The sequence below is a fragment of the Vibrio sp. ABH4_348 genome (assembly GCF_056159765.1).
Map to the genome: position 1 here is coordinate 86,909 of NZ_JBSWVW010000002.1, position 21,672 is coordinate 108,580.

The 21,672-nt window shown below is 44.1% G+C and carries 22 protein-coding genes; 11 read left to right on the forward strand and 11 right to left on the reverse strand.

Features of this window, described 5'->3' with window-relative positions; all coding sequences use genetic code 11:
* Positions 1 to 2: 2 nt before the first annotated feature.
* From ACXAFJ_RS13960 to ACXAFJ_RS13990, 7 genes are all read right to left on the reverse strand, one after another.
* Positions 3 to 1,289: a sensor domain-containing diguanylate cyclase gene (locus tag ACXAFJ_RS13960; protein ID WP_475324252.1), complete on the reverse strand. Its 1,287-nt coding sequence runs from the start codon at positions 1,287 to 1,289 to the stop codon at positions 3 to 5.
* Positions 1,289 to 2,902, reverse strand: coding sequence for a putative bifunctional diguanylate cyclase/phosphodiesterase (locus ACXAFJ_RS13965; RefSeq protein ID WP_475324253.1), 1,614 nt, complete (start codon positions 2,900 to 2,902; stop codon positions 1,289 to 1,291). Before ACXAFJ_RS13965 ends, ACXAFJ_RS13960 begins: the two co-directional genes overlap by 1 nt.
* A 48-nt stretch (positions 2,903 to 2,950) precedes the next feature.
* Positions 2,951 to 3,373 (reverse strand): ATP-binding protein, encoded by a 423-nt coding sequence (locus tag ACXAFJ_RS13970; RefSeq protein ID WP_475324254.1) that lies wholly within the window; start codon positions 3,371 to 3,373, stop codon positions 2,951 to 2,953.
* Positions 3,374 to 3,871, reverse strand: a complete 498-nt coding sequence (locus ACXAFJ_RS13975; protein WP_475324256.1) for an STAS domain-containing protein — start codon at positions 3,869 to 3,871, stop codon at positions 3,374 to 3,376.
* A 35-nt stretch (positions 3,872 to 3,906) separates the two neighbouring features.
* On the reverse strand, positions 3,907 to 5,187 hold the full coding sequence (locus ACXAFJ_RS13980) for a diguanylate cyclase domain-containing protein (protein ID WP_475324257.1): 1,281 nt from the start codon (positions 5,185 to 5,187) through the stop codon (positions 3,907 to 3,909).
* 9 nt (positions 5,188 to 5,196) lie between these two features.
* Positions 5,197 to 6,177 (reverse strand): ABC transporter substrate-binding protein, encoded by a 981-nt coding sequence (locus tag ACXAFJ_RS13985; protein ID WP_475324259.1) that lies wholly within the window; start codon positions 6,175 to 6,177, stop codon positions 5,197 to 5,199.
* Between the two features lie 239 nt (positions 6,178 to 6,416).
* On the reverse strand, positions 6,417 to 6,953 hold the full coding sequence (locus ACXAFJ_RS13990) for a shikimate kinase (RefSeq protein ID WP_475324261.1): 537 nt from the start codon (positions 6,951 to 6,953) through the stop codon (positions 6,417 to 6,419).
* Positions 6,954 to 7,400: 447 nt separating this feature from the next.
* Between ACXAFJ_RS13990 and ACXAFJ_RS13995 the strand changes: the two genes are divergently transcribed.
* From ACXAFJ_RS13995 to ACXAFJ_RS14020, 6 genes are all read left to right on the forward strand, one after another.
* Entirely contained in the window at positions 7,401 to 8,279 is an 879-nt protein-coding gene (locus tag ACXAFJ_RS13995; protein ID WP_475324262.1) for a LysR family transcriptional regulator, read from the forward strand.
* Between the two features lie 304 nt (positions 8,280 to 8,583).
* A complete protein-coding gene (locus ACXAFJ_RS14000; RefSeq protein WP_475324264.1) occupies positions 8,584 to 9,603 on the forward strand; it encodes a DUF3179 domain-containing (seleno)protein in 1,020 nt (339 codons plus the stop codon).
* 125 nt (positions 9,604 to 9,728) lie between these two features.
* The gene (locus ACXAFJ_RS14005) at positions 9,729 to 10,256 is read left to right on the forward strand and encodes a thioesterase family protein (protein ID WP_475324265.1); all 528 of its coding nucleotides are present in this window, start codon (positions 9,729 to 9,731) and stop codon (positions 10,254 to 10,256) included.
* 260 nt (positions 10,257 to 10,516) lie between these two features.
* Positions 10,517 to 12,148, forward strand: coding sequence for a methyl-accepting chemotaxis protein (locus ACXAFJ_RS14010; protein ID WP_475324267.1), 1,632 nt, complete (start codon positions 10,517 to 10,519; stop codon positions 12,146 to 12,148).
* A gap of 31 nt (positions 12,149 to 12,179) precedes the next feature.
* Positions 12,180 to 13,400, forward strand: coding sequence for an alanine racemase (gene alr / locus ACXAFJ_RS14015; protein ID WP_475324268.1), 1,221 nt, complete (start codon positions 12,180 to 12,182; stop codon positions 13,398 to 13,400).
* Positions 13,401 to 13,641: 241 nt separating this feature from the next.
* On the forward strand, positions 13,642 to 14,217 hold the full coding sequence (locus ACXAFJ_RS14020) for an O-methyltransferase (protein WP_475324270.1): 576 nt from the start codon (positions 13,642 to 13,644) through the stop codon (positions 14,215 to 14,217).
* A gap of 27 nt (positions 14,218 to 14,244) precedes the next feature.
* Here the strand turns inward: ACXAFJ_RS14020 and ACXAFJ_RS14025 are convergent, their stop codons facing one another.
* A complete protein-coding gene (locus ACXAFJ_RS14025; RefSeq protein ID WP_475324271.1) occupies positions 14,245 to 14,970 on the reverse strand; it encodes a TrmH family RNA methyltransferase in 726 nt (241 codons plus the stop codon).
* Between the two features lie 283 nt (positions 14,971 to 15,253).
* Here ACXAFJ_RS14025 and ACXAFJ_RS14030 point away from each other — a divergent pair, with 283 nt between their 5' ends.
* Positions 15,254 to 15,721, forward strand: a complete 468-nt coding sequence (locus ACXAFJ_RS14030) for a GFA family protein (protein ID WP_475324272.1) — start codon at positions 15,254 to 15,256, stop codon at positions 15,719 to 15,721.
* Positions 15,705 to 15,962, forward strand: a complete 258-nt coding sequence (locus ACXAFJ_RS14035; protein WP_475324274.1) for a hypothetical protein — start codon at positions 15,705 to 15,707, stop codon at positions 15,960 to 15,962. The genes ACXAFJ_RS14030 and ACXAFJ_RS14035 overlap by 17 nt, the downstream gene beginning before the upstream one ends.
* Positions 15,963 to 16,005: 43 nt before the next feature.
* Here the strand turns inward: ACXAFJ_RS14035 and ACXAFJ_RS14040 are convergent, their stop codons facing one another.
* On the reverse strand, positions 16,006 to 16,161 hold the full coding sequence (locus tag ACXAFJ_RS14040) for a DUF2256 domain-containing protein (RefSeq protein ID WP_475324275.1): 156 nt from the start codon (positions 16,159 to 16,161) through the stop codon (positions 16,006 to 16,008).
* Between the two features lie 62 nt (positions 16,162 to 16,223).
* Positions 16,224 to 17,573 carry a DASH family cryptochrome gene (locus ACXAFJ_RS14045; protein WP_475324277.1) on the reverse strand — a complete coding sequence of 450 codons (1,350 nt, stop codon included), beginning with the start codon at positions 17,571 to 17,573 and terminating at the stop codon, positions 16,224 to 16,226.
* Positions 17,574 to 17,748: 175 nt separating this feature from the next.
* Here ACXAFJ_RS14045 and ACXAFJ_RS14050 point away from each other — a divergent pair, with 175 nt between their 5' ends.
* Both ACXAFJ_RS14050 and ACXAFJ_RS14055 read left to right on the forward strand, forming a co-directional pair.
* Positions 17,749 to 17,976: a TIGR03643 family protein gene (locus ACXAFJ_RS14050; protein WP_475325752.1), complete on the forward strand. Its 228-nt coding sequence runs from the start codon at positions 17,749 to 17,751 to the stop codon at positions 17,974 to 17,976.
* 32 nt (positions 17,977 to 18,008) lie between these two features.
* Complete coding sequence (locus ACXAFJ_RS14055) at positions 18,009 to 19,463, forward strand: FAD-binding domain-containing protein (RefSeq protein ID WP_475324278.1); 1,455 nt, start codon at positions 18,009 to 18,011, stop codon at positions 19,461 to 19,463.
* Here the strand turns inward: ACXAFJ_RS14055 and fabF are convergent.
* Entirely contained in the window at positions 19,460 to 20,695 is a 1,236-nt protein-coding gene (gene fabF / locus ACXAFJ_RS14060) for a beta-ketoacyl-ACP synthase II (RefSeq protein ID WP_475324280.1), read from the reverse strand. The genes ACXAFJ_RS14055 and fabF overlap by 4 nt on opposite strands.
* 121 nt (positions 20,696 to 20,816) lie before the next feature.
* Between fabF and ACXAFJ_RS14065 the strand changes: the two genes are divergently transcribed.
* Positions 20,817 to 21,662, forward strand: coding sequence for an AraC family transcriptional regulator (locus ACXAFJ_RS14065; RefSeq protein WP_475324281.1), 846 nt, complete (start codon positions 20,817 to 20,819; stop codon positions 21,660 to 21,662).
* Positions 21,663 to 21,672: the final 10 nt, after the last annotated feature.

The window sequence follows — 21,672 nt, forward strand, 5'->3', positions numbered from 1 at the left end:
CCTTAAGCAACTTGGTTTTTGCCATTCCGCTTGGCGGTGTAGAGGCGATTGTCAACATCGCTGAACATCTGCTCAAAGTTGTTTCCTGTTTGATTCGAACTAATTCCAAAAGAAGCCGTTATCTTTAATCGACTCAGGGGGTTGTCAAACTCGTGCGATTGGACCGTTAATCGAACTTTCTCCGCCCAGCGTTTAGCACCATCTGTCGTGGTTTCAGGAAGAATGACTAAAAATTCTTCTCCTCCCCACCTAAAAATATAGTCACAGGAACGGACGTTTTCCTTCAATATATTTGAAAATTCAATTAAAACTTGGTCACCCACTGGGTGACCATACTCATCATTCACTACTTTGAAATCGTCTAAGTCGATGAGCACAATAGATAGGTCGGCACCAAATCGTTCGCATCTCGCAAACTCGTGAGCTGTTATTAGACCCAAAGCTCGTCGATTCGAGAGACCTGTCAACGAATCACTGGTTGCGGCTTTTGACAGCTCCTCCATTAATCGGTGTCTTTCTGAGATATCTCTAAATACGGCCGTCATCTCAAGGTTTCCTGACACATTGATCTTAGAAATCGTTACTTCTATCGGAAACTCAGAGCCATCGCTCCGCATACCAACGACGGTAGTTCGCGATTGCATCGACCTCGACCTAATTTCGGATTGTTTAAACCCGTTAAGATATTTGGGATGCGCTTCCCTATATCGCTCCGGCATAAGAGTGTGGATCGACCGGCCAATAACATTCTCATCACCGAGTTCAAATATCTCTCTCGCGGCTGAGTTGATCAAACAGATATTGAACTCGCTGTCGATACTAATGATCCCGTCATAAGCGGATTCCACTAGGGCTTCGAACCTTTCTTTACTGCGCTCTAATTCGATTGCAAGTCGTTTTTTTTCAGTAGTCTCTATCCCAGTAACCATAATCCGTGGGTTCGAGTCCATCGTCGTGGAAATAGGTGACATAATAAAACGCCACCAGCGGCAATCGCCGTATTGTTCAATTGTGATCTCACGTTCAATTGCTTCATTTTTTTGAAGGCAATCGTTGAGTGCATCTCGAAAAGGTTGCTGTATGTAGCGCTCAAACAATATTTCTAGGCTGTTACCAATACAGCTAGGAATACTCTTTCCGAGAACAGATTCGAACTCACGATTGGCGCTAATAAGATTAAAACGTCGGTCAGCAGTCTGAAACTCAAAAACGCCTATGCACGTTCCAATTGAGTTCAAAAGCTCTTTCATTTCATGGTGGTTCTCGGTAGCAAAGGTTTGAATAGCCACTACTGCTTTATCTCCCAGTATAGTTCTGGTTTACCAACGAAATAACCTTGAGCGTAATCGATCCCTAATTCTCTGATTGTGTTGAGGATTTGCTTGTCTTCAACGTATTCAGCAACAACTTCAGCACCCATTGACTTTCCAATTTTGGACATAGACGCAACGATGTCTCGGCACAATGGGTCTTGATTAACCTCTCTTACAAATGAGCCATCTATTTTGATGACATCGACCGGTAAGTTTTTTAGGTAAGAAAAACTGGAATGGCCGACACCGAAGTCGTCCAACGCTATCCGAAAACCGATGTCTCTTATCTTTTTTATCCATTCTTGTGTTTCTTTGAAGCTTTTAATGGCAAGGGTTTCGGTAATTTCAAAAATAATATTCTGAGGACTAACGTTGTACCTTCTTACTTCGTTTTGCAAAAAGCCCATGAAGTTTTTTTCAGAAATGGTTTCTCCACTCAAGTTAATTGATGCCTTGGCACTCCTTTCTAGGCTGAGCGCTTGGAAAGCTAAATTAACAATATGTCTATCGAGTACGGGCATTAGCCCACTGCGCTCGGCAGCGGGAATAAATTGGTCGGGAGATACGAACTTGCCTTGGGTACTTCGGTATCTAACAAGAATTTCTTTGTAGTCGGGGCGATTGGCCTGTATCGAGGCTATTTTTTGCTGATAAAGAACAAATCGGTTGCGTTCTATCCCATATTTAATGCGATCAAACCACTCCAAGTTGTTGCGATAAGAACCAAAATTCTGATTTGAAGCTTCGAAGGTTTGTGTTTGATTTTTACCATTCGCTTTAGCAATCGACAGAGCCGCGTTTAAATTCGAAACCTGCTCATCATAAACATAGTGCTCTGGTTCCGAACACTCGGTTACCCCAATTGACGCAGTGAGTGAAATGTTAAAATTGCCTATCCGGTAGACTTTTCTCTCAATTCGCTGCCTCAAGTCCTCCGCACACTCCTGCGCTTGAATAACATTGCATCGATTAACGACCACGATAATTTGATTGCCTCCAAATCGCGCGCACATTGCCTCTTTGAGGACGCGAGTAGAGACAAAAGTGGCAAACAGCTTTAAAACTTGATCGGCAAGCTCAAGGCCAAACCTGCTGTTCACGGCAGAAAAATCGTCCAAATCTATCAATAAAAAAGACACAGGGAAGGCATCGCTGTCGACAGCCGTTCGATTCAAACCATCAAAGTTAACTCGATTCATTAAACCGGTAACTGGGTCTCGGGCACGATAATCGTTAGTAGCCTGGCTGCGAGATAAGTTAACCAACAGACCGTAATTTAACTGACTAAAACGAAACTGCAACCCATCAACTACCTGGTTAATGTCTTCTATTTGTTCAATACTCGTTCGTTGAATCAGATCTGAAACAATTGATTGCACAACGGGGAAGTTGGTGAAAAGTGTTTGGTACCCTTGGTCAATAAAATTGGTCTCGCCAACGCTTTGCTCAAGGAAGTCTAACGCCACATCGTTAACAAGCATGATTTGCTCATTCCGGCCAATTACAATAAGACCGTCCTGTATTTTTCCTAACACACTCGTTAGCAAATTGCCTTCTGTGATATCGACATGGGTTTCGATGTTTGTCATGGGTTCTAGCTCGCGCTGCTTTTAAGGCTTCTAGACATAGTAGGCCCCTCAATAGTTAAGTTTCTTTCTTATTGTTATCGACAAACCAGAGCCATCGTTTTGGTTTACAACAAACTGGTCTGCAAATCGCATCACGGCACCGAGACCCATCCCCAGACTCGGTTCAGATGACGTTGAAAATCCGTCCGTTTTAGCGAGTTCAAAGTTAGCTATTCCCGGGCCGGAGTCGGTAACCGTCACCACAACGTCTTTAGTGTGGTTGCAAAAATGGATAGAAACTTGCCCTTGCTTGGCGTATTTAACCGCGTTTGTGCAAAGCTCAGATACACTGCAAGACAACATGGCTCCGCGATATTCATCGAACCCCACTTCTCTTGCAAAATCTTTACAAAACGATGCCGTCCTATACACATCACTTTCGTCATGAACGTTTAAAACAAAGTTCTTTTGTCGGTCGAGCTCAATATCCACTTAGGTAACTTTGGTTAGTTCATATCCTGATTTCTCAAACACTATTCTGATTGCCGCTTTCATATCTCGTGTAAGTTGGTGCTTGCCAAGTTCCACACCTACATCAACCATAGTCCTCGCTATGATTCCTCTCAAACCGCAAAAAATGGGTACTACACCAACCAAAACTAATGTGTCAGCAAGCTTGACCAGCTGTTGAGACACAGCGGTATCAATACCATCTACATTGGCAAGGTCGAGAATCACAAAATCATATTCAGAATTCTCTATCATGTTAGTTAATTTGACTGTTATCGACTCCATACGAGCCGAGTCAATACTCCCGAACAAGCTGCAATAGACACAAAAATCAAAAATTTCATTTGCAATCATTGGCGACTCAACAGAAATTTGTTTTCTGCTTATCATGACTTTTTCCATGGAACGACCTTTTACTTCGAAGACATCAACAACCCATTTGAGTGTAGATACAGGTGGCTTTTTATGCCAGAAAGGCATATCTTTTTACTCCACACTGGATGCGTTTCTACAAGTTAATTTTTAATTCTTGCCTTGTTAGCTTTTTTATCGCGATACATGGCTTTGTCTGCCTGAGCAATGATGTCTTTTATAGAGTGTTTTTGGCTGGAGTAGTAAGCTGAGCCCACACTGCCAGAGACAAATAAGGCTTGGGATTCCGCATTAATAGGTTTGGTGATGACTTCTTTGATTTTCTTTTCCATCTGGTGAGCTTGAAATTGCCCCTCTTTGATGCGTTTAGCAAAGACAAATTCATCTCCGCCATAGCGACAAAGTAAGTCTTGTTCTTCACTTAATTCTTTCAGACGGTCCGAGATTTCTATTAGAACCGCATCTCCCGCTTGATGCCCAAATTGATCGTTTATCGCTTTAAAACCATCCAAGTCAATAAAGACCAAAAGCAGCCCAGTTGTGTCGTCGTCATCGCGACACGCAACGGACTCCAAAGATAAATAAAATGCACGCCGATTTAACAAACCCGTCAAAGGGTCGAGCTCAGAGAGCCGAATCAACTGTTGTGTTTTTTTGTCCACTTCTTGTTGGAGTTCGGCCTTGGTATAAACACTTTGCTCGAGCTCTTCGCACATTGAGTTAAAGGTAATAGAGAGTGATTGCAACTCATGGTCGAGCTTTTCAACATCTATTCGATGTTCAAAGTCTCGCTCCTTTACCTTTTGCATCGCTTCTATAAATTTGACCGAACCTTTGCTAAATGAACTGAGGGTGACCAATGCTGTAGCGGTAAGTCCAAGAGAAAACATAATCAGCGTGCCTGCAACCAATTTGAAAACCGATAGCGTCTTTTCCTTCTTTGACGCTAACTGCTTGGCATTGAGCGTTGTTAATACTTCAGACATATTCTGAATAAGAACATTGTACCTAGCACCGAGTAAAAAATGTCGTTGCTGCACATCTTTAAGTGCAAACGGTCTGAGCTTTTGGTCCACTAAAAAACGTTGTTCGCGAGCAAGTAAGTTGCCTACTTGCGTATTAAAACTATGCAAGCTGTTATTTTCGGTTTGAACGGTAGAAGGGAGTGCGTTTAATTTGCTTGAGAGCGAGCGATGTTGCAAGAACACACTCTCCAAGCTCGCTTCATCATAGTAGTCAAAAAACGTCCTAATTTGTCCTTGGAGTGCATTGAGTTCCGCTTGAACTGCATTAATTTTTTTCTGGTTCAAAGAGGCGTTTTCGTGCTGAACATAGAGACTATAGATGGCGTACATCACCCCACAGGTAACAGCAATACTTAGAGCAAGCATCAACATCATTTTTGATATCAGCGAGCGCTTCATACGGTTTCCTTAGTCCTGCAACTTCGAAAAAAAGTCATCTTCAACTAGTGGTCGCACATCCACTGGAGGGCCTTCAAGTATATTTCGGCTCGACGCCCATCTCGCTTGCATTTGTAGGTTAGCCGTTAGCGAATAGTCATTGGAAAGTTGAAAATTGTAATTTCCCCAGTTCCACTTAAGCTGTTCCTCCGTCAAATTTAAAACTGATGAGACGATTTTCTGACTAGCGGAGGGATTTTCCGTAATCCAATCTATGCCGTCCCTTAACCCTTTCAATAAGGCAAGATGCTGTTGTTGAGTGAGGTCTGAGTCAGTCAACCTCAGAACATTAAAATAGAGCTCATAAATACCTTCAAATCCCAACTCTACCGCAGGGTGCTTACTTGACTTGTAGACTTGGTAACCGTAGGGCTCCCACACTGAAATGGCGTCAACTTCACCATTATGTAGTGCCTCGACCATTCGATCTGGTTGAAGATAGACGCGTTCCAGAACGATGTTGTGCATGGCACTGGCTATCAAGACTAGGTCAAAATAAAACTCGCTTGAGCTGGATTGCACGATTCCAACTCGTTTACCGCTTAAGTCATTAATCGATTTAATACCTGATTGCAACAAAGCCAGCAGTCTTAGGTCTCGCGCACTGCGAACAAAATTGCTCAGAATCTTAACGTTGCCATACTTGTGAGTATGAAAAAGCGCAACCGTCTCCGATGCGGTTGCATAATCAACGTCACCTTTCTGCAGTAACTTGGCGCAGTTCACCCCTCCTCTACAGGGGACAATTTCTACATCAATACCGTGGCCTTTAAAAAAATCTTGCTGTTCGGCGATGAAAAATGGGCTGCTCAGTGGTGTTTGCGAGACCGCAACTCGTACTTTTGTGAGGCTGGGGTTGTCTGTTGTTTGTTCAAAACATCCGCCAAGAAAAAAAACAAACAACATCATTATGGGGATTGTAAAAACACCAAACCGTTTGGACGTTTTCATTTTAAGCCTTCAATTTTGGGATTATTGTTTTATTCACCAGTTCGGTTTAAGTGTAGTCCGTGTAATCAGACTTGTGAGCCTGTTTACTGGTGTACTCCGCAAAATAAAGTGACGGCTAAGTTTGATTTTTTATATGAGTCATTTAGCTAATGCGTAACGCGCTCGTATTCCAAAAATCGAGAAATACGAGCACCTTTTTAGACCCGTTATGATCAGGGGATTACCCCATTACTCCCGGGCTAGATTCGTTTGACAGCTTTGAGATAATCATTAGCGTGTTTCGGGCTTCTAAGTCGAACAAACTGGATATGTTGAAACTCAGCTTTTTTCATTACGGCTTCATAACGTTTTCTATTTTTTGCATGATTTGTAATCATCCATAAGATAATAGAATCTTTAGAAAACAGTGCTTTTGAAAAGGTTTCAAAATTGCCCGTCCCTTTCCAAAGTTCTTCCCGTGTAATACAACGCTTAAAGGTGCGATGTACTACCTGAGTCAAAGTGCGAAGAAAGGAGTAGTCGAGCCAAATGACGACATCAACGTCCTGCCATTTGATTGGAACGGTACGGTTGTAGTTTCCGTCTAAAACCCAAGAATCCCCGACCAGCTCTTTGCGAAGCTTAGTAAAAAATTCTGTATCACTGGGTTGTTGCCACTCTGGTAACCAGTAAATATCATCCATCTCGAGATATCGACAACCGAGCTTTTCTGCAAGGCTTTTCCCAAAGGTAGACTTACCGCTACCACTAGTACCAATTATGTTTATGCGTTTCATTGTTTCCCTCTGATAGTCATCATTGGGAGTCATACCGACACGGACTGCAACTCATTGAAAATGGTTTACGTATGACGAGTTTTTTCAAACTGTTGAATGGGGCTAACTGGCTGAGCGTGACCTTTACCGTTACCTTAATTCTGGGGCATTGGACTCCAAGTTAAATCCCTGATTTAGGGACGCGAATCTTATCCCTATTTCTATTATTAAACAATTAGTTAAATTTGATTGTTGTTTCAGTATTTTCGAGTAATGTATTAATTGTTGTTGAGAAAGGCACTGGCAATCGAACCGGTGAGGTGTTTCTTCGCGGGTATATGAAGTAACTACTGTGCATCATTCCACACAACTCTACCGCTATTCTGCAAGTACCCTCTCTAGCGAGAGTACAAAAACTAAAACACAGTGAATCACGCTTTTTCGCGCTCCGCATATTAGGAAATTACTATGAATTTGGAAGATGTATCCCTCTTTGTAGAGGTAGTTAAGCAGAAGAGTTTCACCAAAGCAGCTGACCATTATGACATTCCTAAATCGACCTTAAGCCGTAGAATCCGAAATTTGGAAAACGACCTACGTACTCGGCTTTTGGACCGGACCACTCGTAAGGTTACGCTTACCGATGTAGGACAAAGGTTTTATCAACGAAGTTGTGATTTACTTTGGGAAGCAGAGAAAACACGCGACGAGATTGCGTCGTTTAACGATGGGTTTGCTGGAACACTAGTCATTTATGGACCGGATTTACTTTTTGACATCAACAGAACTTATATCACTGAATTTTGTAAACGGTACCCGGAACTGTCACTTGAACTTCGTAGCAGCGTAAATTGGCGACCAAACGACGCCAACTGCCGCTACGATTTACATATTGCTATTGGTGAACAGCCCGATTCATCGCTTATCGCACATCCCGTCGGTAGTTTACAAATCGGATTTTACCATGCGCCCAGTTTAGAAACGACTCAACACTTACCAGAAAACAAGTTTGCGCTATTAAGGCAACTGACCTCTAGCGATTATCTTTGGAATGAAAAATTGCCAGAGCAACCGGTGAATATACTTTGTCGTTCAGATTCAGTTAATGTTCTGGCAGAGCTGGCAAAATCAGGTTTGGCAATCACCTGTTTACCAAAATTCTGTGTGGCGGATTATCTTGCGGATGGCACACTTGTTGAGTTTGCACCGAGTGAGACAGCATTTACGCTTCCCGTTTATAGCTTGTACCCATCACGACGATTTATCCCAAAACGTATCTCAACATTACTCGAAGAAATTCGCTTAAATCTTCACAAAGGTGTGCACAAATTGGAAAACAAAGTGTAATTGTTCCACTTAGTAAAACAGTGCATTCCACGAGCGTGTATTTAAATAAAACACTCGATAAATCATAGTCATTTTTAACTCATAAAGGAGAATGATTATGCCCAGTCGATACCCTTCACCCTTAACCGTTATTTACTGGCTCACTTTGTGTGCCGCATTAATTATTAGTTTTGTTATTTTCAAGGACCTCGCTGATATCAGTCAATGGATAGTACAGTCTGAACGTTCAACTACGATGTGGGTCTGGTACAACCGATGGCCGTTAACTTATACAACACTATGTTGCATTACCATCGTGTCAATCATGCGTTTTAGCAAACTTGTTTCATCGAGTGGATTACTGTTCTATGGCGCTTTAACGATCATCATGTTCAACATGTTTAGCGGCATGTTAAATCCACACTTGATGATGCGAGAAAGAATGCACGATGGCCAATTCGTATCAATTGATGAAGCGAGTCACTATTTATCACCAGAGGAAAGCGTAATCGTATTTGAGGTCAACGGGAATGCTAGGGCTCACTCTGATCGACATATGTTAAGGCCACATGTCGCTGGAAACGGTGAATGGCAAGGTAACCACGTTGTCATGACCTACTGTGGTTTAACCAATCTAGGCATGGCATTTTCGCCTTATATTGAAGGGAAAGCCGTTGATCTCGCCCCAATTACTCAGCTTCACAACAACCTCATATTGTGGGACAAAAATAGTGACGAACCCATTCAACAGCTTTGGGGCAAAAAAGAGCGGGATGTGGTTCAGCAGAGAGAAGCAAGTATGCAACAATGGCCGACTTTTCGAATGCCATTTGAACGCTTTAAGCAAGCTTATCCAAACGGTGAAGTGTTCATAAATGACTATATCGCTAGCGACATTCGACCTACTTTTTTGGAAAATCCTTTCTTGGCCATTTACGATCCCCTCATGGATTTTATCTTCAATCACGCCGTTGACTATCAAGCAAAAAATGAAGACCCGACCTTTCCCACCGTTTCATACAATGACAAACGTTTACCAGCCAAAGAGAAGATTTGGGGCTTTAACGTTAACGATGACTACGTCGTCTACACTGAAGAGTTTGTTCAATCCTTCCGAAAACCAATCAACGTCGAAGTCGGTGGACAAGCTATCGTAGTTAATTATGACCAAGATTACGAAAGTCTGGGTATCTTTTACAACCCGCATAATTCGGACGTTTCAAAAGTCGATTTTTTCGGCGAGTCTGACGTTGGAAAACTGGAACGAGTGGAAACGGTCAAAGCTGGTGCATATTGGATAATCTGGGCCGAGTTCTTTCCGAATTCGAAAGTAAATCCTACCTAAGTAATAGGCTTAATGCGTAACATCACGAGCTCGTTGAGTGGTACTACTAATACACTCACGAGCTCGCTACTATAGGGAAAAGTCAACCCAATAAATCTATGTTTTACAGACATAAGGCTTGCTTAATGTACCCACTCCTCAAGTTTTCACTCACCATGTTTAAAGCCAAAAGGCGTTCAAAAATCGACCTTCATCAAGCAAGTATCATGGAATGTCGAGCGGGTATTACCGACATCGATTTGTTTTTTGAACTTAACAACGCGCGTTATTTCACCTATATGGAATTAGGACGCTGGGACTACTGCCATCGCGTAGGTTTTATTGATTTAATGAAACAACACAAATGGGGAGTGGCAGTGGGTGGTTCTAGTATCCGCTATCGACGCCGTATTCCATTTATGGCCAAATTCACTATGACCACTCAAATGCTGTGTCACGATGGCCGCTGGTTTTACTTTTTACAAGAAACACATCGCGAAGGAAAAATTTGCTCTTCTGCACTGATGAAAGTCTGCGCCGTGTCTAAACAAGGATTAGTGCCTGCTACTGAAGTGCTCGATAAATTTGGCGACCATGATTTTAAACAAGAGGTACCTGATTGGGTACAAGCTTGGATTGACGCGGAAAGTCAGCGTCCGTGGCCTCAAAGCTAATTAGAACATCACGAGCCTGTCCAGCCAATCTGTCTTCGTCCGTTAAGCCTCTAGTTACAAAATCGTTATCAGGGCGTTTGTAAAACTGCTCTGCGGTTTCTCGCAGAACTGCCATATCTCTTCTATCTTAATTGAGTAATGAATCACTAAAGTTGTCGTCTTAAAGGTACTCTCTCCTTAGACGAGGTTGTAGATCGTGCTCTTTGAGCGTGTTTCTTGACCCTTGGTGATCGTGATGAATACCAAAGAGGTTGGGATTTATGCAATTTAAGAACCTATCGATACGAAAAAAGATTGCGTTCGCCTTCATAACAATCGCGGTAATCAATATTGCCTACGGGGCATTTATGTTGCTAGAAATGAAGCGTATCAAGGGAGAATTACTGAATTTTACGGACGATACCCTACCAGCAGTCGAAAGTGTTGATGCAATTCGAGATCAAATGTCGCTTTGGCGACGAGCGCAGTTTGCGGTGTTTGCTATGAGTGACATCGACGACATCAAAAAAAGTGTTGCGGTCAATGAGGGCATGAGGGCAGAAATCAATGAAAAACTTGCTGCCTACGGAAAAACCGTTTGGCCGGGTGAAGAAGAAGAAACATTCAAACGCCTTTCCGTTCGTTGGGACAATTATCTAACCAACATGGATGAATTCAACGACGCGATTTTAGCCTTAGACAAAGCGCGTGCCTATCCAATTTTAGGTCAGTCGCTAGAGGATTTTCAAAGTGTTGAGAAAGATATTGGGATTCTAGTCGGTATCTTAAAAGGCGCAATGGACGACAACAAGGCGACGATCTTGTCGGCGGTGACTGGGCTAAACACTTGGTTAATGGTGGCTAATATTCTTATTGTCGTTCTCATGTTCGTCATGACTGCATTTCTCACCCGACTCATCAGTGTTCCGCTCAATGCAATTGTTAAACAATCCAACGCAATTGCTCGAGGCGATCTATCTGAGTCAATCGACCGTTCAAAGATTGGTAGTGACGAAATTGGTATGTTAGCTGACGCATCAGACACCATGCAATCAAACCTTAAAGGTCTCATTGCCAACATTTCAGGCGTGGTCGATAACCTCGGGACGTCAGTTCAAAATATGAGCCAAGCGTCTGACCGCTCAGCAAGCGAAACGCAGGCTCAAAAAGCGCAAGTCACCAACGTGGCATCTGCGATGACTGAAATGAAAGCCACCGTTGCTGAAGTGGCTAGCAACACAGATATCAGTGCCGAGCGCGTTGAAGATGCTAACCAACAAGTCAAAACGGGTGCGCGCACTACTCAATCTATGGTTAATTCTATTCAAGACGTCGCCACCACCATTGGAGAAGCGGGCGACAAAGTTCTGGAACTTGAACAACAGTCTAATCAGATCAACGTCATTGTTGACGTAATTCGCGATATTGCTGATCAAACTAATTTGTTAGCGCTCAATGCGGCAATAGAAGCTGCGCGCGCTGGTGAGTCTGGAAGAGGGTTTGCTGTGGTTGCAGACGAGGTACGGACATTAGCGGGCCGTACACAAGATTCCACCAGTGAAATCACAGATATCATAGCCAAGTTACAATCACTCGCCCTCGAAGCAAAAGAGACCACTGAGCAATCGAGAACAAAAATGGAAGATTGTGTTGAGCAAGGCGAGCAATCCCAACAACGAATGACATCCATCGAAGAGGCCATTGCGACCATTTCTGATATGGGTGCACAAATTGCGATTGCCTGTAAGGAACAAGACAAGGTGGCAGAAGAACTGCTCAACAACATAGATGCCATCGACCATTCTGCGTCAGAAGTATCTGATAGTTCTCAACAAACGGCATCAACCTGCAGAGAGCTCGCGAATATGTCGGCAGAACTCCAAAAATCCACTGGCCAGTTTAAGCTTAATTAAAGGTAAGTTAGTCGCACCATAGGGTTATGTTATGAAAACAAAGATTGCCGTTTTATCCATTGCCGTATCTTCCGTTATTTGGGGAATCGCAACCACTCACGCCGCCCCATTGAATTTAAATTCAGAAATTCCAGCACTCGCGCAAGCCACGCGCAGTAATGCTTGGCTCGAAGTTAATTTGGCTCAATTTAAGAGCAACTTTCATCAATTTAGCGAGCAGATAAAGGCGGGGACTAAAGTATGCATGGTGATGAAAGCCGACGCTTACGGAAATGGTATTTTGGGCCTGATGCCGGCCGTGTTAGAACTGGGTGTGGAATGTATTGCTGTCGCGAGTAACGGCGAAGCCAAGCAAGTTCGTGACAGTGGTTTCACAGGCCAACTTATCAGAGTGCGTTCCGCCAATATCCATGAAATTCAAGCGGCAACTCAATTTGACATCGAAGAACTCGTTGGCAGTGTGGCTCAGGCAAATGCGATCAGCGATCTCAACCTTGGTAAACCCATTAAAGTACACTTAGCCCTCAATGACGGTGGCATGTCACGAAATGGTCTGGATATGTCCAATCAACAGGGTAAAGAGGAGGTACTTAATCTAGCGGATAACTCAGATATCAAGGTTGTCGGTATCATGACTCACTTTCCCAACTACGATGCGGATGAAGTCAAAGCGAAACTGAACTCTTTCACTGAAAATACTGATTGGCTATTTGCCAATTCAGCCATCAAACGGGACGATGTGATGCTCCATGTCGCCAACTCCTACGCTTCACTTAATGTTCCTGAATCACAATTGGACATGGTAAGACCCGGAGGTGTTATTTATGGGGATCTTCCCACCAATCCAGAGTTTCCATCCATCGTCTCTTTTAAGACCCGAGTCGCGTCATTGCACAATGTGCCAAAAAATACGCCGGTCGGATACGACAGTAGCTTTGTGACTCAGAAAGACTCCGTGTTGGCCAACCTGCCGGTTGGTTACTCCGATGGCTATCCGAGGAAAATGGGCAATCGCGCTTGGGTGGTGGTTAATGGTCAACGCGCCCCAGTGGTTGGAAAAACCTCGATGAACACCACTATGGTAGACGTTACTCAAGTCAAAGGTGTTCTTGCTGGACAAGAAGTGGTGTTGTTTGGACAACAATCAGGTCAAGCTGTAACGGTTGGTGAAATGGAAGAGCATTCAGAACTGATCTTTCCTGAACTTTACACGCTATGGGGACTCGCAAATCCGCGTATTTACTTACAGTAAACTGTTAGCCCCCAACGATGGCTTTTACCGTCGCGATTTCTACCTCCGAACAGAAGAGAATGCTGGGCTGGCATTCTCTTGTATACATAGTTGTTTCAGATCTGTTAAATTAACGGCTTAATACAGAGTTAAGTCAAATTTGTCTGTTAATGATAACAGCCGAGCCCCCACGTTGTAGCTAGGACACCCTAGACTGTTAATCTTCGACTTATCTCAATACATTCACTTTATCGGAGGCGGTATGCAATTTGATCGTGTATTGGAAGAACTGGAACAACTCGGAGAAATCAACGATGCACGACAAACTGACAAATCAAAAAAGTACTTAAACATCACTCGTGATACTGGCGAGTTTTTATCAGTACTGGTTAAAGCAATCAAAGCACAATATGTGCTTGAAATTGGAACTTCCAATGGTTATTCAACGATTTGGCTAGCCGATGCGTTACCCTCTAGAGGATGTATTTTTACTATCGAACATGACGCTTTAAAAATTCAGCAAGCGAAAGACAACCTCGACAAAGTGAACTTATCGAGCCGCGTCGAGCACATTCAAGGAGATGCTGAAGAAGTATTGGAAGATTTCGACCACAGTGTCGATTTCATCTTCCTCGATGCTGACCGAACTCAATATGTCGATTTAGCACCAAACCTATTTGAAATTTTAAAACCAGGGGGGCTATTGGTGTGTGACAATGCAACATCACATGCCCACGAATTAGAAAGCTTTATTCAATGGGTAGAAAGACAGGATAACCTGTCTACATCACTTGTACCCGTCGGAAAGGGCGAGCTCCTTGTTTACAGAGAAAGCTAAACATTCAAGATAATGGGTCCAGGCCCATTATCGGCGAATATTATCCAGAATAATTCCCGTCGCCATGGCAACATTCAGTGACTCGGCTTGGCCAAAAGCAGGAATGGTAATCTTATCGGTCACACACGTTTCTGCCTGCTCTCTAATACCGTGAGATTCACTCCCCATTAGCAAGATGCCTTGATCCTCAAATTGAGTCGAGTGCACACTGGTTCCATCAAGAAACGCGCCGTATATTGGTAATTCGACTTGTTTTAGGAATTCCGGCAAATCTGTTTGAACCACAGACACTCGCGCAAAGCTTCCCATGGTCGCACTGACAGTTTTAGGGCTAAACGGATCCGCACAATCATGGCTGGCAACAATATGTTTGATACCATACCAATCGGCTACGCGAATTATCGTTCCTAAGTTACCCGGATCAGATACACCATCCAGCGCAATTACCCAGCCTTTCGGTTCTGGTAATGACGACTCAGGGATATCAACAATGGCTATTGCGGCGTTGTTGCTGACCAGCGTACTGACTTTCGTCAGTTCGTCCATACTAGCTTGAGTACATTCAAAACCGTCTAGAGCCTGACGATGCTGCTGCAAGAATTCACTGGTCGCAAAAATTGCGCGAGTTGTTAGATCACTCGAAGCCAACTCCAATACGTTTTTTTCACCCTGAACTAAAAACAAATTCTGCGCTTTACGCTGTTTTTTTTGCCCAAGAGCTCGTATTAATTTTAATTGGTTTTTAGCGATCATTGAGTTTGTCCACAAGCAAAGGTAACTGTTAAGCGCGGCGATTATATACCCGAGTAACCTCAAGATGCTAGCTTCAACGAGAGTTAACTGACCTTCAGACAAGGCTTCGACGAGCTCGATGCTACATCAGACTTTTAATGATGAATATGTCGCTATTTTTGGAGTTGTCGTGAGCTGACACGCGGAATTTGCGGATTTAGTGGACAGTGTGTGACCAAGTATTTTTTTCACTCTTCAGAGCCTTTATTCTCGTCAGACACAGACTGCAAGAGGTAACTGTTGTATGAATTATTCAGCTCAGTGTACATGCGGCAAGGTTACGCTAACGATGACACTTCCCTCCGACATCGCTTCGATGTCCCCCAGAGAATGCGATTGCCGATTTTGTCAATATCATAAGTTGTCTTATCTTTCACACCCAAACGGCGCTCTGAGTATTCGGACTGCTGAGCCACTAAACAAGCTAAAGCAAGGTTCTCGACAAGCCAACTTCCTGCAATGTGATAGCTGTAAACAAGTTGTAACGGTAACCTACACAACAAAAGGCGCTACCTACGGTGCTGTCGTTGCCTCTCTATTTGAAGGCCAGCAAACCTTGGGCGCAAGCAAACGGGTATCTCCAAGGCTTATGCCTGCAGACGTAAAACGCGAACGTTGGGCAGAACTTTGGTTTCCAACCAACGTTGTCATCGAACCGACACTTATCGAACTAAATAACAAAAAGAATGCAGCGGATGAGATTACAAGCTAAACGAATAGTTTATAAAGTCGCGCTTGCTTGCGTAACCGTTTTAATCTTCGGTCTGGTTTTGATGCCAGTAGGGCTGATATTTCTTCTGATTGGTCTAACTGGAAGTATCTTATATGGGCACGTGAAGCTCAGCTCATTAGCCTGTTCGAATTGCGGTAAAGCCTATGGTGTTCGTGTTGGCCTATTTGGCAAAATCCTTGTGCCGGAAACCTGCCATCACTGTGGTGCTGGTCCCTCATAAATGCTGTTATGAAATAGCTGGATAAAAAGCAACAAGGTACCTTTCACCTAAGTGCACCATTGGCAGGTTTTTGACCTCGGCACCGCTTGGAGCAGTACTTAACTTCATTCCAGTTTTTTTCCCATTTTTTACGCCATGAGAACGGTCTCTGGCAAGTGAGACAAACTTTAGTTTCAAGTTTTAGTTTTTTATGGACCATGACTTTCTACTTACGACTTTCTACTCTAGATTTGCTACCCGAGCTTTGCTACCTAAACCATGTTACCCACGAATGGGCCAATCGACATAATCGACCGCATCTTGAGATTTGCTCATATCGCTGACGCCATCCCATCGCTCGATAAACTCTCCTTCTGGGTCATAGAGCTGGGTCTGTTTTTCTAGGTTAAATTGACGGCTTCCTCTAGGGTCTGCCCCTACCCCAGCCAAGTACTGCCAATTGCCCCAGTTACTTGCCACATCATAGTCCACCAGTTGTTGCTCAAAGTAGGCCGCACCATAACGCCAGTCGAGTTGCAATTCGTGAATCAAGCAACTTGCCGCCAATTGTCTACCTCGGTTGGACATATATCCAGTGGCGTTTAGCTGTTTCATACAGGCATTAACTATGGGATAGGCGGTTTCTCCATGACACCATTGTTTGAATCGATGTGAGTAAAAGGATGTCAGCGGTTTTCGCTCACTAATACCCGAAAACTTAAATAATGAACGACCATATTTGTGGCTGTACCATTGGAAGTACTCACGCCACAAAAGCTCAAATTTGATCCAATAAGTAGAATCGTTGGCCCCGTATTTTCTCTCATAGTGCTCAATTTCCCTAATGACACGCGAAGCCGAAAGGCTGCCGTTGGATAGCCAAGGAGAAAACTTGGTCGACGATTGCCAATCGTCTAGCGCATTTCGCGTCAACTTATAGCTAGAGGCGGCTTTACTCGACAAGTAGCGCTCAAGGTGTCGCTCTGCTGCAAGCCACCCGCCTGTGAAGCCGGATTCTGACGCCTGACTATTTTCGATGTCCGGGAACGTATTTTTTTGCCAACTCTTCATCGCTGCGGCTTTTATAATTTCTGAGTCGTAGGGCTCAGGCCAAGTAAGGGGAGTGACGATTAACTCTTTGGGAGCCAACTTTTTCTTTTCGACCTTGTTTCGGAATTTGCTAAAAGTCTCCGGCAAGTCAGAAATGTCAAAAGGCAGATCTTCTGGCTCGTACAAGGTGTGGGTGTGCGACAGAGTTATCTGGACACGTTCACTCTGATCTAACCAATCGATAATCTGCTTTTCATTCCAGCCAGCATTCTCACTCGCATGAATTCGTGCGATGTTTTTGTCTTTCAATAGTGACTTAAATACCTGCTCCGTTTTGCCAACAAAAACCTGCAATCGCTGCCCGTGTGCAATGAGAGCTTGTTCCAACTCAGCCAAAGATTGCATTAAAAACCGTTGCCGGTGACGCCCCAAAGGCGTGAGTTGATATCGGTTAGGAGACAACTGTGCTTCATCGATGATGTAGATACAGCAGAGGTGGTTTTCTGTTTGGATGGCTCTACGAAGCGCTAAATTGTCTTCAACCCTAAGATCGTTCGTGAACCAATAAATACCTGCGGACATGACTTCTAAAATACTGTGTTATTTGAGAGTTTTTACGGGCGAAAGTGAAATTTGGCTCAATTGTCCCAAGTGTAAATTCGATTGGATGTGATCGTAACCGACATGAGTCGCGTAAGGCTTTGTAAAAATACAGATACCAAGAGTTATTGTGGTGACAAAACGCAACCCGCTAAACCTGCTAAGCCAAGACGAGCAATCCCGCGTCATCGAGATGGCTTGGGAAGATAGAACTGCTTTCGATACCATTTTTCACAATTATCAGGTCAATCATTCACAGTTAGTTGACTTTATGAGGTCCCAACTGAAGCCAGGCTCTTTTAAAGTTTGGCGAGCTAGAGTGGCAGGTCGAAAAACCAAACATCTCAAGCTGCGGACGTTCGACATTGGTCGCGGTTATTGCTAAACCCAATACAAACAAACGCAATATCGCTCAAGATGACCCAAGCCATCAACCTTGTCTGGTTTAAACGCGATCTCAGATTGGCTGACCACCAGCCACTGGCAGACGCAATAGATACAGGAAGACCAACCACTCTACTTTATGTTTTCGAACCTATGCTGCTGGACGACGCGCACTATGATGAAAGGCACTGGCGTTTCGTCTGGCAATCTCTGCAGGATATGAACAAAACCTTGCAGGAGCATGGCGCTCGTATCGAGATCGTCATTGGCGACATGATAGATGTGCTGGACCATATTACCCAATTACATCCAATTCATGCACTGTATTCTCACCAAGAAGTCGGTATTGGTGTGACATTTGAACGAGACAAGCAAGTTCAAGCTTGGTGCCAGCGAAACAACGTAATTTGGCAAGAAACACCCTATGCAGGTGTCATCCGTGGAGCAAAAGACCGAGACAATTGGGACAAAAACTGGTCAAAAGTGATGCGTGCACCCATGGTCGAAGTTGACCTCACCCAACTGGTCAATATTCCTATTGCTGGCTTTCACCCCTCCATCCCAGAAACATGGCAACATGACGAACCCAATTTTCAAAAAGGCGGAGAAACGACAGCAAGGCAAGTCTTATCCTCTTTTTACGAGGGACGTGGTCAGAGCTACCAAAAGCACATCTCTAAGCCACAACTTGCCCAAGAAAGCTGCTCTCGCCTTTCACCTTACCTCGCTTGGGGCAACCTCTCGATAAGGCAGGTTTATCAAATTTTGCTGCAAAACTGGCATCTGAAGGGATATCGGCGGGCGTTAAGTGCCTTGTCTTCACGTTTTCATTGGCACTGTCATTTTATTCAAAAATTCGAAAGTGAACATGACATTGAGCACCGGCCAATAAACCGAGGTTATTTGGGCTATGAGTACCGCGACCACACAGAAAGTCAGAAAGACCTTGAAGCTTGGAAGCAAGGTACTACCGGTATTCCCATCATTGATGCGTGTATGCGATGTTTGATTAAAACTGGTTATATTAACTTCCGAATGCGCTCCATGTTGGTGAGCTTTTTGTGTCACCACTTAAATATCGATTGGCGCTGCGGCGTGCATCATTTGGCTCGGCTGTTCCTCGACTTCGAACCCGGTATTCATTACGCCCAATTTCAAATGCAAGCTGGCGTTACAGGCATTAACACCATCAGGATTTACAACCCAATCAAAAACTCCATAGAACATGACGCAGATGGAAACTTTATCCGGCGCTGGGTTCCAGAACTTGGCAACTTGCCGAACGAGTTTATTCATACACCATGGGAAATCAGCCCTATGGAATCTTTGATGTACAAGGTTTCACAGGCTAAAGACTACCCGAACCCAATCGTTGACGTTGAGGAATCCGGCCGAGCCGCGAGAGAACGTTTGTGGGCATACCGCAAGCAGCCACAAGTGCTCTCAGAAGTGTCGCGCATACTTGCGCGACATGTGCGGGCAAATTAATTAGAAAATGCCTTAAGTGCGAGGCAAGCATTGGTGCCGCCAAAGCCAAAGTTATTGTTCAGCGCCCCTGAAATTTTGCGCGCTTTGCCCACGTTCGGGGTGACATCCAAATCGCAATCCGGATCTAGCTCTTCAATATTGATTGTTGGCGGTACAAAACCATCTTGTATCGCTTTAATCGTCAACAAGGTCTCTATCGCGCCAGCTGCGCCAAGCAAATGTCCAGTCATGGATTTGGTACTGCTGATTGATACCTTGTTTGCATGTTCGCCTAAAACTGACTTCACTGCCTCGAGTTCATTGATATCGCCAGCAGGCGTCGAAGTCGCATGTGTGTTGACATAATCAATTTCTTCAGCCGCCATATTGGCATCTTTCAACGCCATCTTTAGAGCCCTTGCTTGCCCCTCAACGGTAGGAGAAGAGATATGAAACGAGTCTGAGCTATAGCCATAACCCGCGAGTTCACAATAAATGTGAGCACCTCTTTCTTGTGCGTGTTCTAGCTCTTCTAAAACAAGAATTGCTGAACCTTCAGCGAACACAAAACCATCGCGATTTTTATCATAAGGTCGGCTGGCGCCTTCCGGGTTTTCATTGTTGGTTGTCATGGCTTTCATGGCCGCAAATCCAGCCATACATAACTTGGTAAGAGAACCTTCTGAACCGCCAGCCAGCATCACTTTTGCGTCGCCTCTTTCTATAATTCGCATAGCGTCACCAATGGCTTGGGTTGAGGATGCGCAAGCCGATAACGTCACTGCATTGTAGTTTTTTGTACCAAAGATAAGAGAAATTTGCCCTGCAGCCATATTAGGCAAAATGGCAGGAATGAAAAATGGCGAGAGGCGTCCTACTCCGCGTTCCTCAACCATTAATGTATTGCTCTCTATCGTGGTTTGCCCGCCAATTCCTATACCTAGCGAGACCCCAATTTGCTCGGCATTACCATCGTTGATTTCCAGCTCCGCGTCTTGCACCGCTTGACGAGTAGCCTCAATCGCATATTGGATAAAAATATCCATTTTTTTTGCGTCTTTTTTCGGCACGATGTCAGGCAGCTCAAATCCTTTTACTTCGCCGGCTATTCGTGTTTTGAGTTCGCTCGCGTCGAAGCGAGTCACTTCTGTGATTCCAGAAACACCGTTTTTGCAGTTCTCCCACGCGGTTTGTACATCGTTACCAATTGGGCTAACAACGCCAAGACCGGTCACAACTATTCGTTTTTTCATAAATAATCCAACTATCCACTACTTCTTAATCAGATGGACAGTTTAGCTTTGGCACTGGTTGTCGACCTGAGCTAAATCTGCCAAACTTCCAGCTAAATCGGACAAATTGGAACTATTGAGAATGGCCTATCAAATCAATGTTGTGGGGTATGATGGCTGCCTTGCCAGCGCCGTAATGCAGCCGCTCGATATGTTTGCCAATATCAATCGCTCTGCACAGAAAAGTATTCAGTTAACACCGTTTGATGTCTCGTTAGTAACACCTTTGGGGCAGCCTATTGTCTGCTCCAATGGCGTTATATTAAACGCAAATGCTAAATTAGAAAGTAGTGTGGAAAGTGGGGCTTTGTTTTTTCACATCAACCCGCAATTGGATAGCAAGGAATCTACACAGCTTAAATCCGTTTACCAGTGGGTATCCCAAAGGGCCGAACATTTTTCAGCATTGGTTACCAATGACAGCGTGATCAATCGATTAATCGAGCCCATCAAACACACGGAAAATTCTGGCCGAAAAAAAATGGTGTCCACCTCTAACTGGTATCAACACTGCCAACAGTTTTTTGACCAAATCTGTGGTGAGCAGTTTGCTCGAACCCTTTTAATTCAAGGGAGCAGCAATCATCAATCCATTGATGTTGACGCCTCGAATCCTCTCCACCAAGCAGAAAAGTGGATTCACGAAAATCTAGCTAAGCCGTTTACTATTGAAGAACTTGCCAGCCATATGGCAATGAGCAGTCGCACCTTAATTCGACGCTTTCAAGACTATTTAGGACAGACTCCGCAAAAGTACATTCAACGTTCGCGAATCGAACGCTGTCAAATGCTGCTAAAGACCACCAACTTAACCTTTGGTCAGATTGTCAGTGCTTGCGGTTACAATGATGAGAATGCGCTGCGTAGAGTGTTTAAAAAGGCCATCAGCCTAACGCCTAGCGAGTACCGAAAGTTTTTTTCAAAGTAAACTAGGCTTG

Excerpts from the sequence above, each read along its gene's own strand:
- ACXAFJ_RS14025 (WP_475324271.1), bottom strand. The coding sequence starts at position 14,970 with ATGATCGCTAAAAACCAATTAAAATTAATACGAGCTCTTGGGCAAAAA.
- ACXAFJ_RS14005 (WP_475324265.1), top strand. The coding sequence starts at position 9,729 with ATGTACCCACTCCTCAAGTTTTCACTCACCATGTTTAAAGCCAAAAGG.
- ACXAFJ_RS13995 (WP_475324262.1), top strand. The coding sequence starts at position 7,401 with ATGAATTTGGAAGATGTATCCCTCTTTGTAGAGGTAGTTAAGCAGAAG.
- fabF (WP_475324280.1), bottom strand. The coding sequence starts at position 20,695 with ATGAAAAAACGAATAGTTGTGACCGGTCTTGGCGTTGTTAGCCCAATT.
- ACXAFJ_RS14000 (WP_475324264.1), top strand. The coding sequence starts at position 8,584 with ATGCGTTTTAGCAAACTTGTTTCATCGAGTGGATTACTGTTCTATGGC.
- ACXAFJ_RS14035 (WP_475324274.1), top strand. The coding sequence starts at position 15,705 with ATGAGATTACAAGCTAAACGAATAGTTTATAAAGTCGCGCTTGCTTGC.
- ACXAFJ_RS14010 (WP_475324267.1), top strand. The coding sequence starts at position 10,517 with ATGCAATTTAAGAACCTATCGATACGAAAAAAGATTGCGTTCGCCTTC.
- ACXAFJ_RS13975 (WP_475324256.1), bottom strand. The coding sequence starts at position 3,871 with ATGCCTTTCTGGCATAAAAAGCCACCTGTATCTACACTCAAATGGGTT.
- ACXAFJ_RS14040 (WP_475324275.1), bottom strand. The coding sequence starts at position 16,161 with ATGGTCCATAAAAAACTAAAACTTGAAACTAAAGTTTGTCTCACTTGC.
- ACXAFJ_RS14020 (WP_475324270.1), top strand. The coding sequence starts at position 13,642 with ATGCAATTTGATCGTGTATTGGAAGAACTGGAACAACTCGGAGAAATC.
- ACXAFJ_RS14030 (WP_475324272.1), top strand. The coding sequence starts at position 15,254 with ATGAATTATTCAGCTCAGTGTACATGCGGCAAGGTTACGCTAACGATG.
- alr (WP_475324268.1), top strand. The coding sequence starts at position 12,180 with ATGAAAACAAAGATTGCCGTTTTATCCATTGCCGTATCTTCCGTTATT.
- ACXAFJ_RS13965 (WP_475324253.1), bottom strand. The coding sequence starts at position 2,902 with ATGACAAACATCGAAACCCATGTCGATATCACAGAAGGCAATTTGCTA.
- ACXAFJ_RS14045 (WP_475324277.1), bottom strand. The coding sequence starts at position 17,573 with ATGTCCGCAGGTATTTATTGGTTCACGAACGATCTTAGGGTTGAAGAC.
- ACXAFJ_RS14055 (WP_475324278.1), top strand. The coding sequence starts at position 18,009 with ATGACCCAAGCCATCAACCTTGTCTGGTTTAAACGCGATCTCAGATTG.
- ACXAFJ_RS14065 (WP_475324281.1), top strand. The coding sequence starts at position 20,817 with ATGGCCTATCAAATCAATGTTGTGGGGTATGATGGCTGCCTTGCCAGC.
- ACXAFJ_RS13985 (WP_475324259.1), bottom strand. The coding sequence starts at position 6,177 with ATGAAAACGTCCAAACGGTTTGGTGTTTTTACAATCCCCATAATGATG.
- ACXAFJ_RS13980 (WP_475324257.1), bottom strand. The coding sequence starts at position 5,187 with ATGAAGCGCTCGCTGATATCAAAAATGATGTTGATGCTTGCTCTAAGT.
- ACXAFJ_RS13990 (WP_475324261.1), bottom strand. The coding sequence starts at position 6,953 with ATGAAACGCATAAACATAATTGGTACTAGTGGTAGCGGTAAGTCTACC.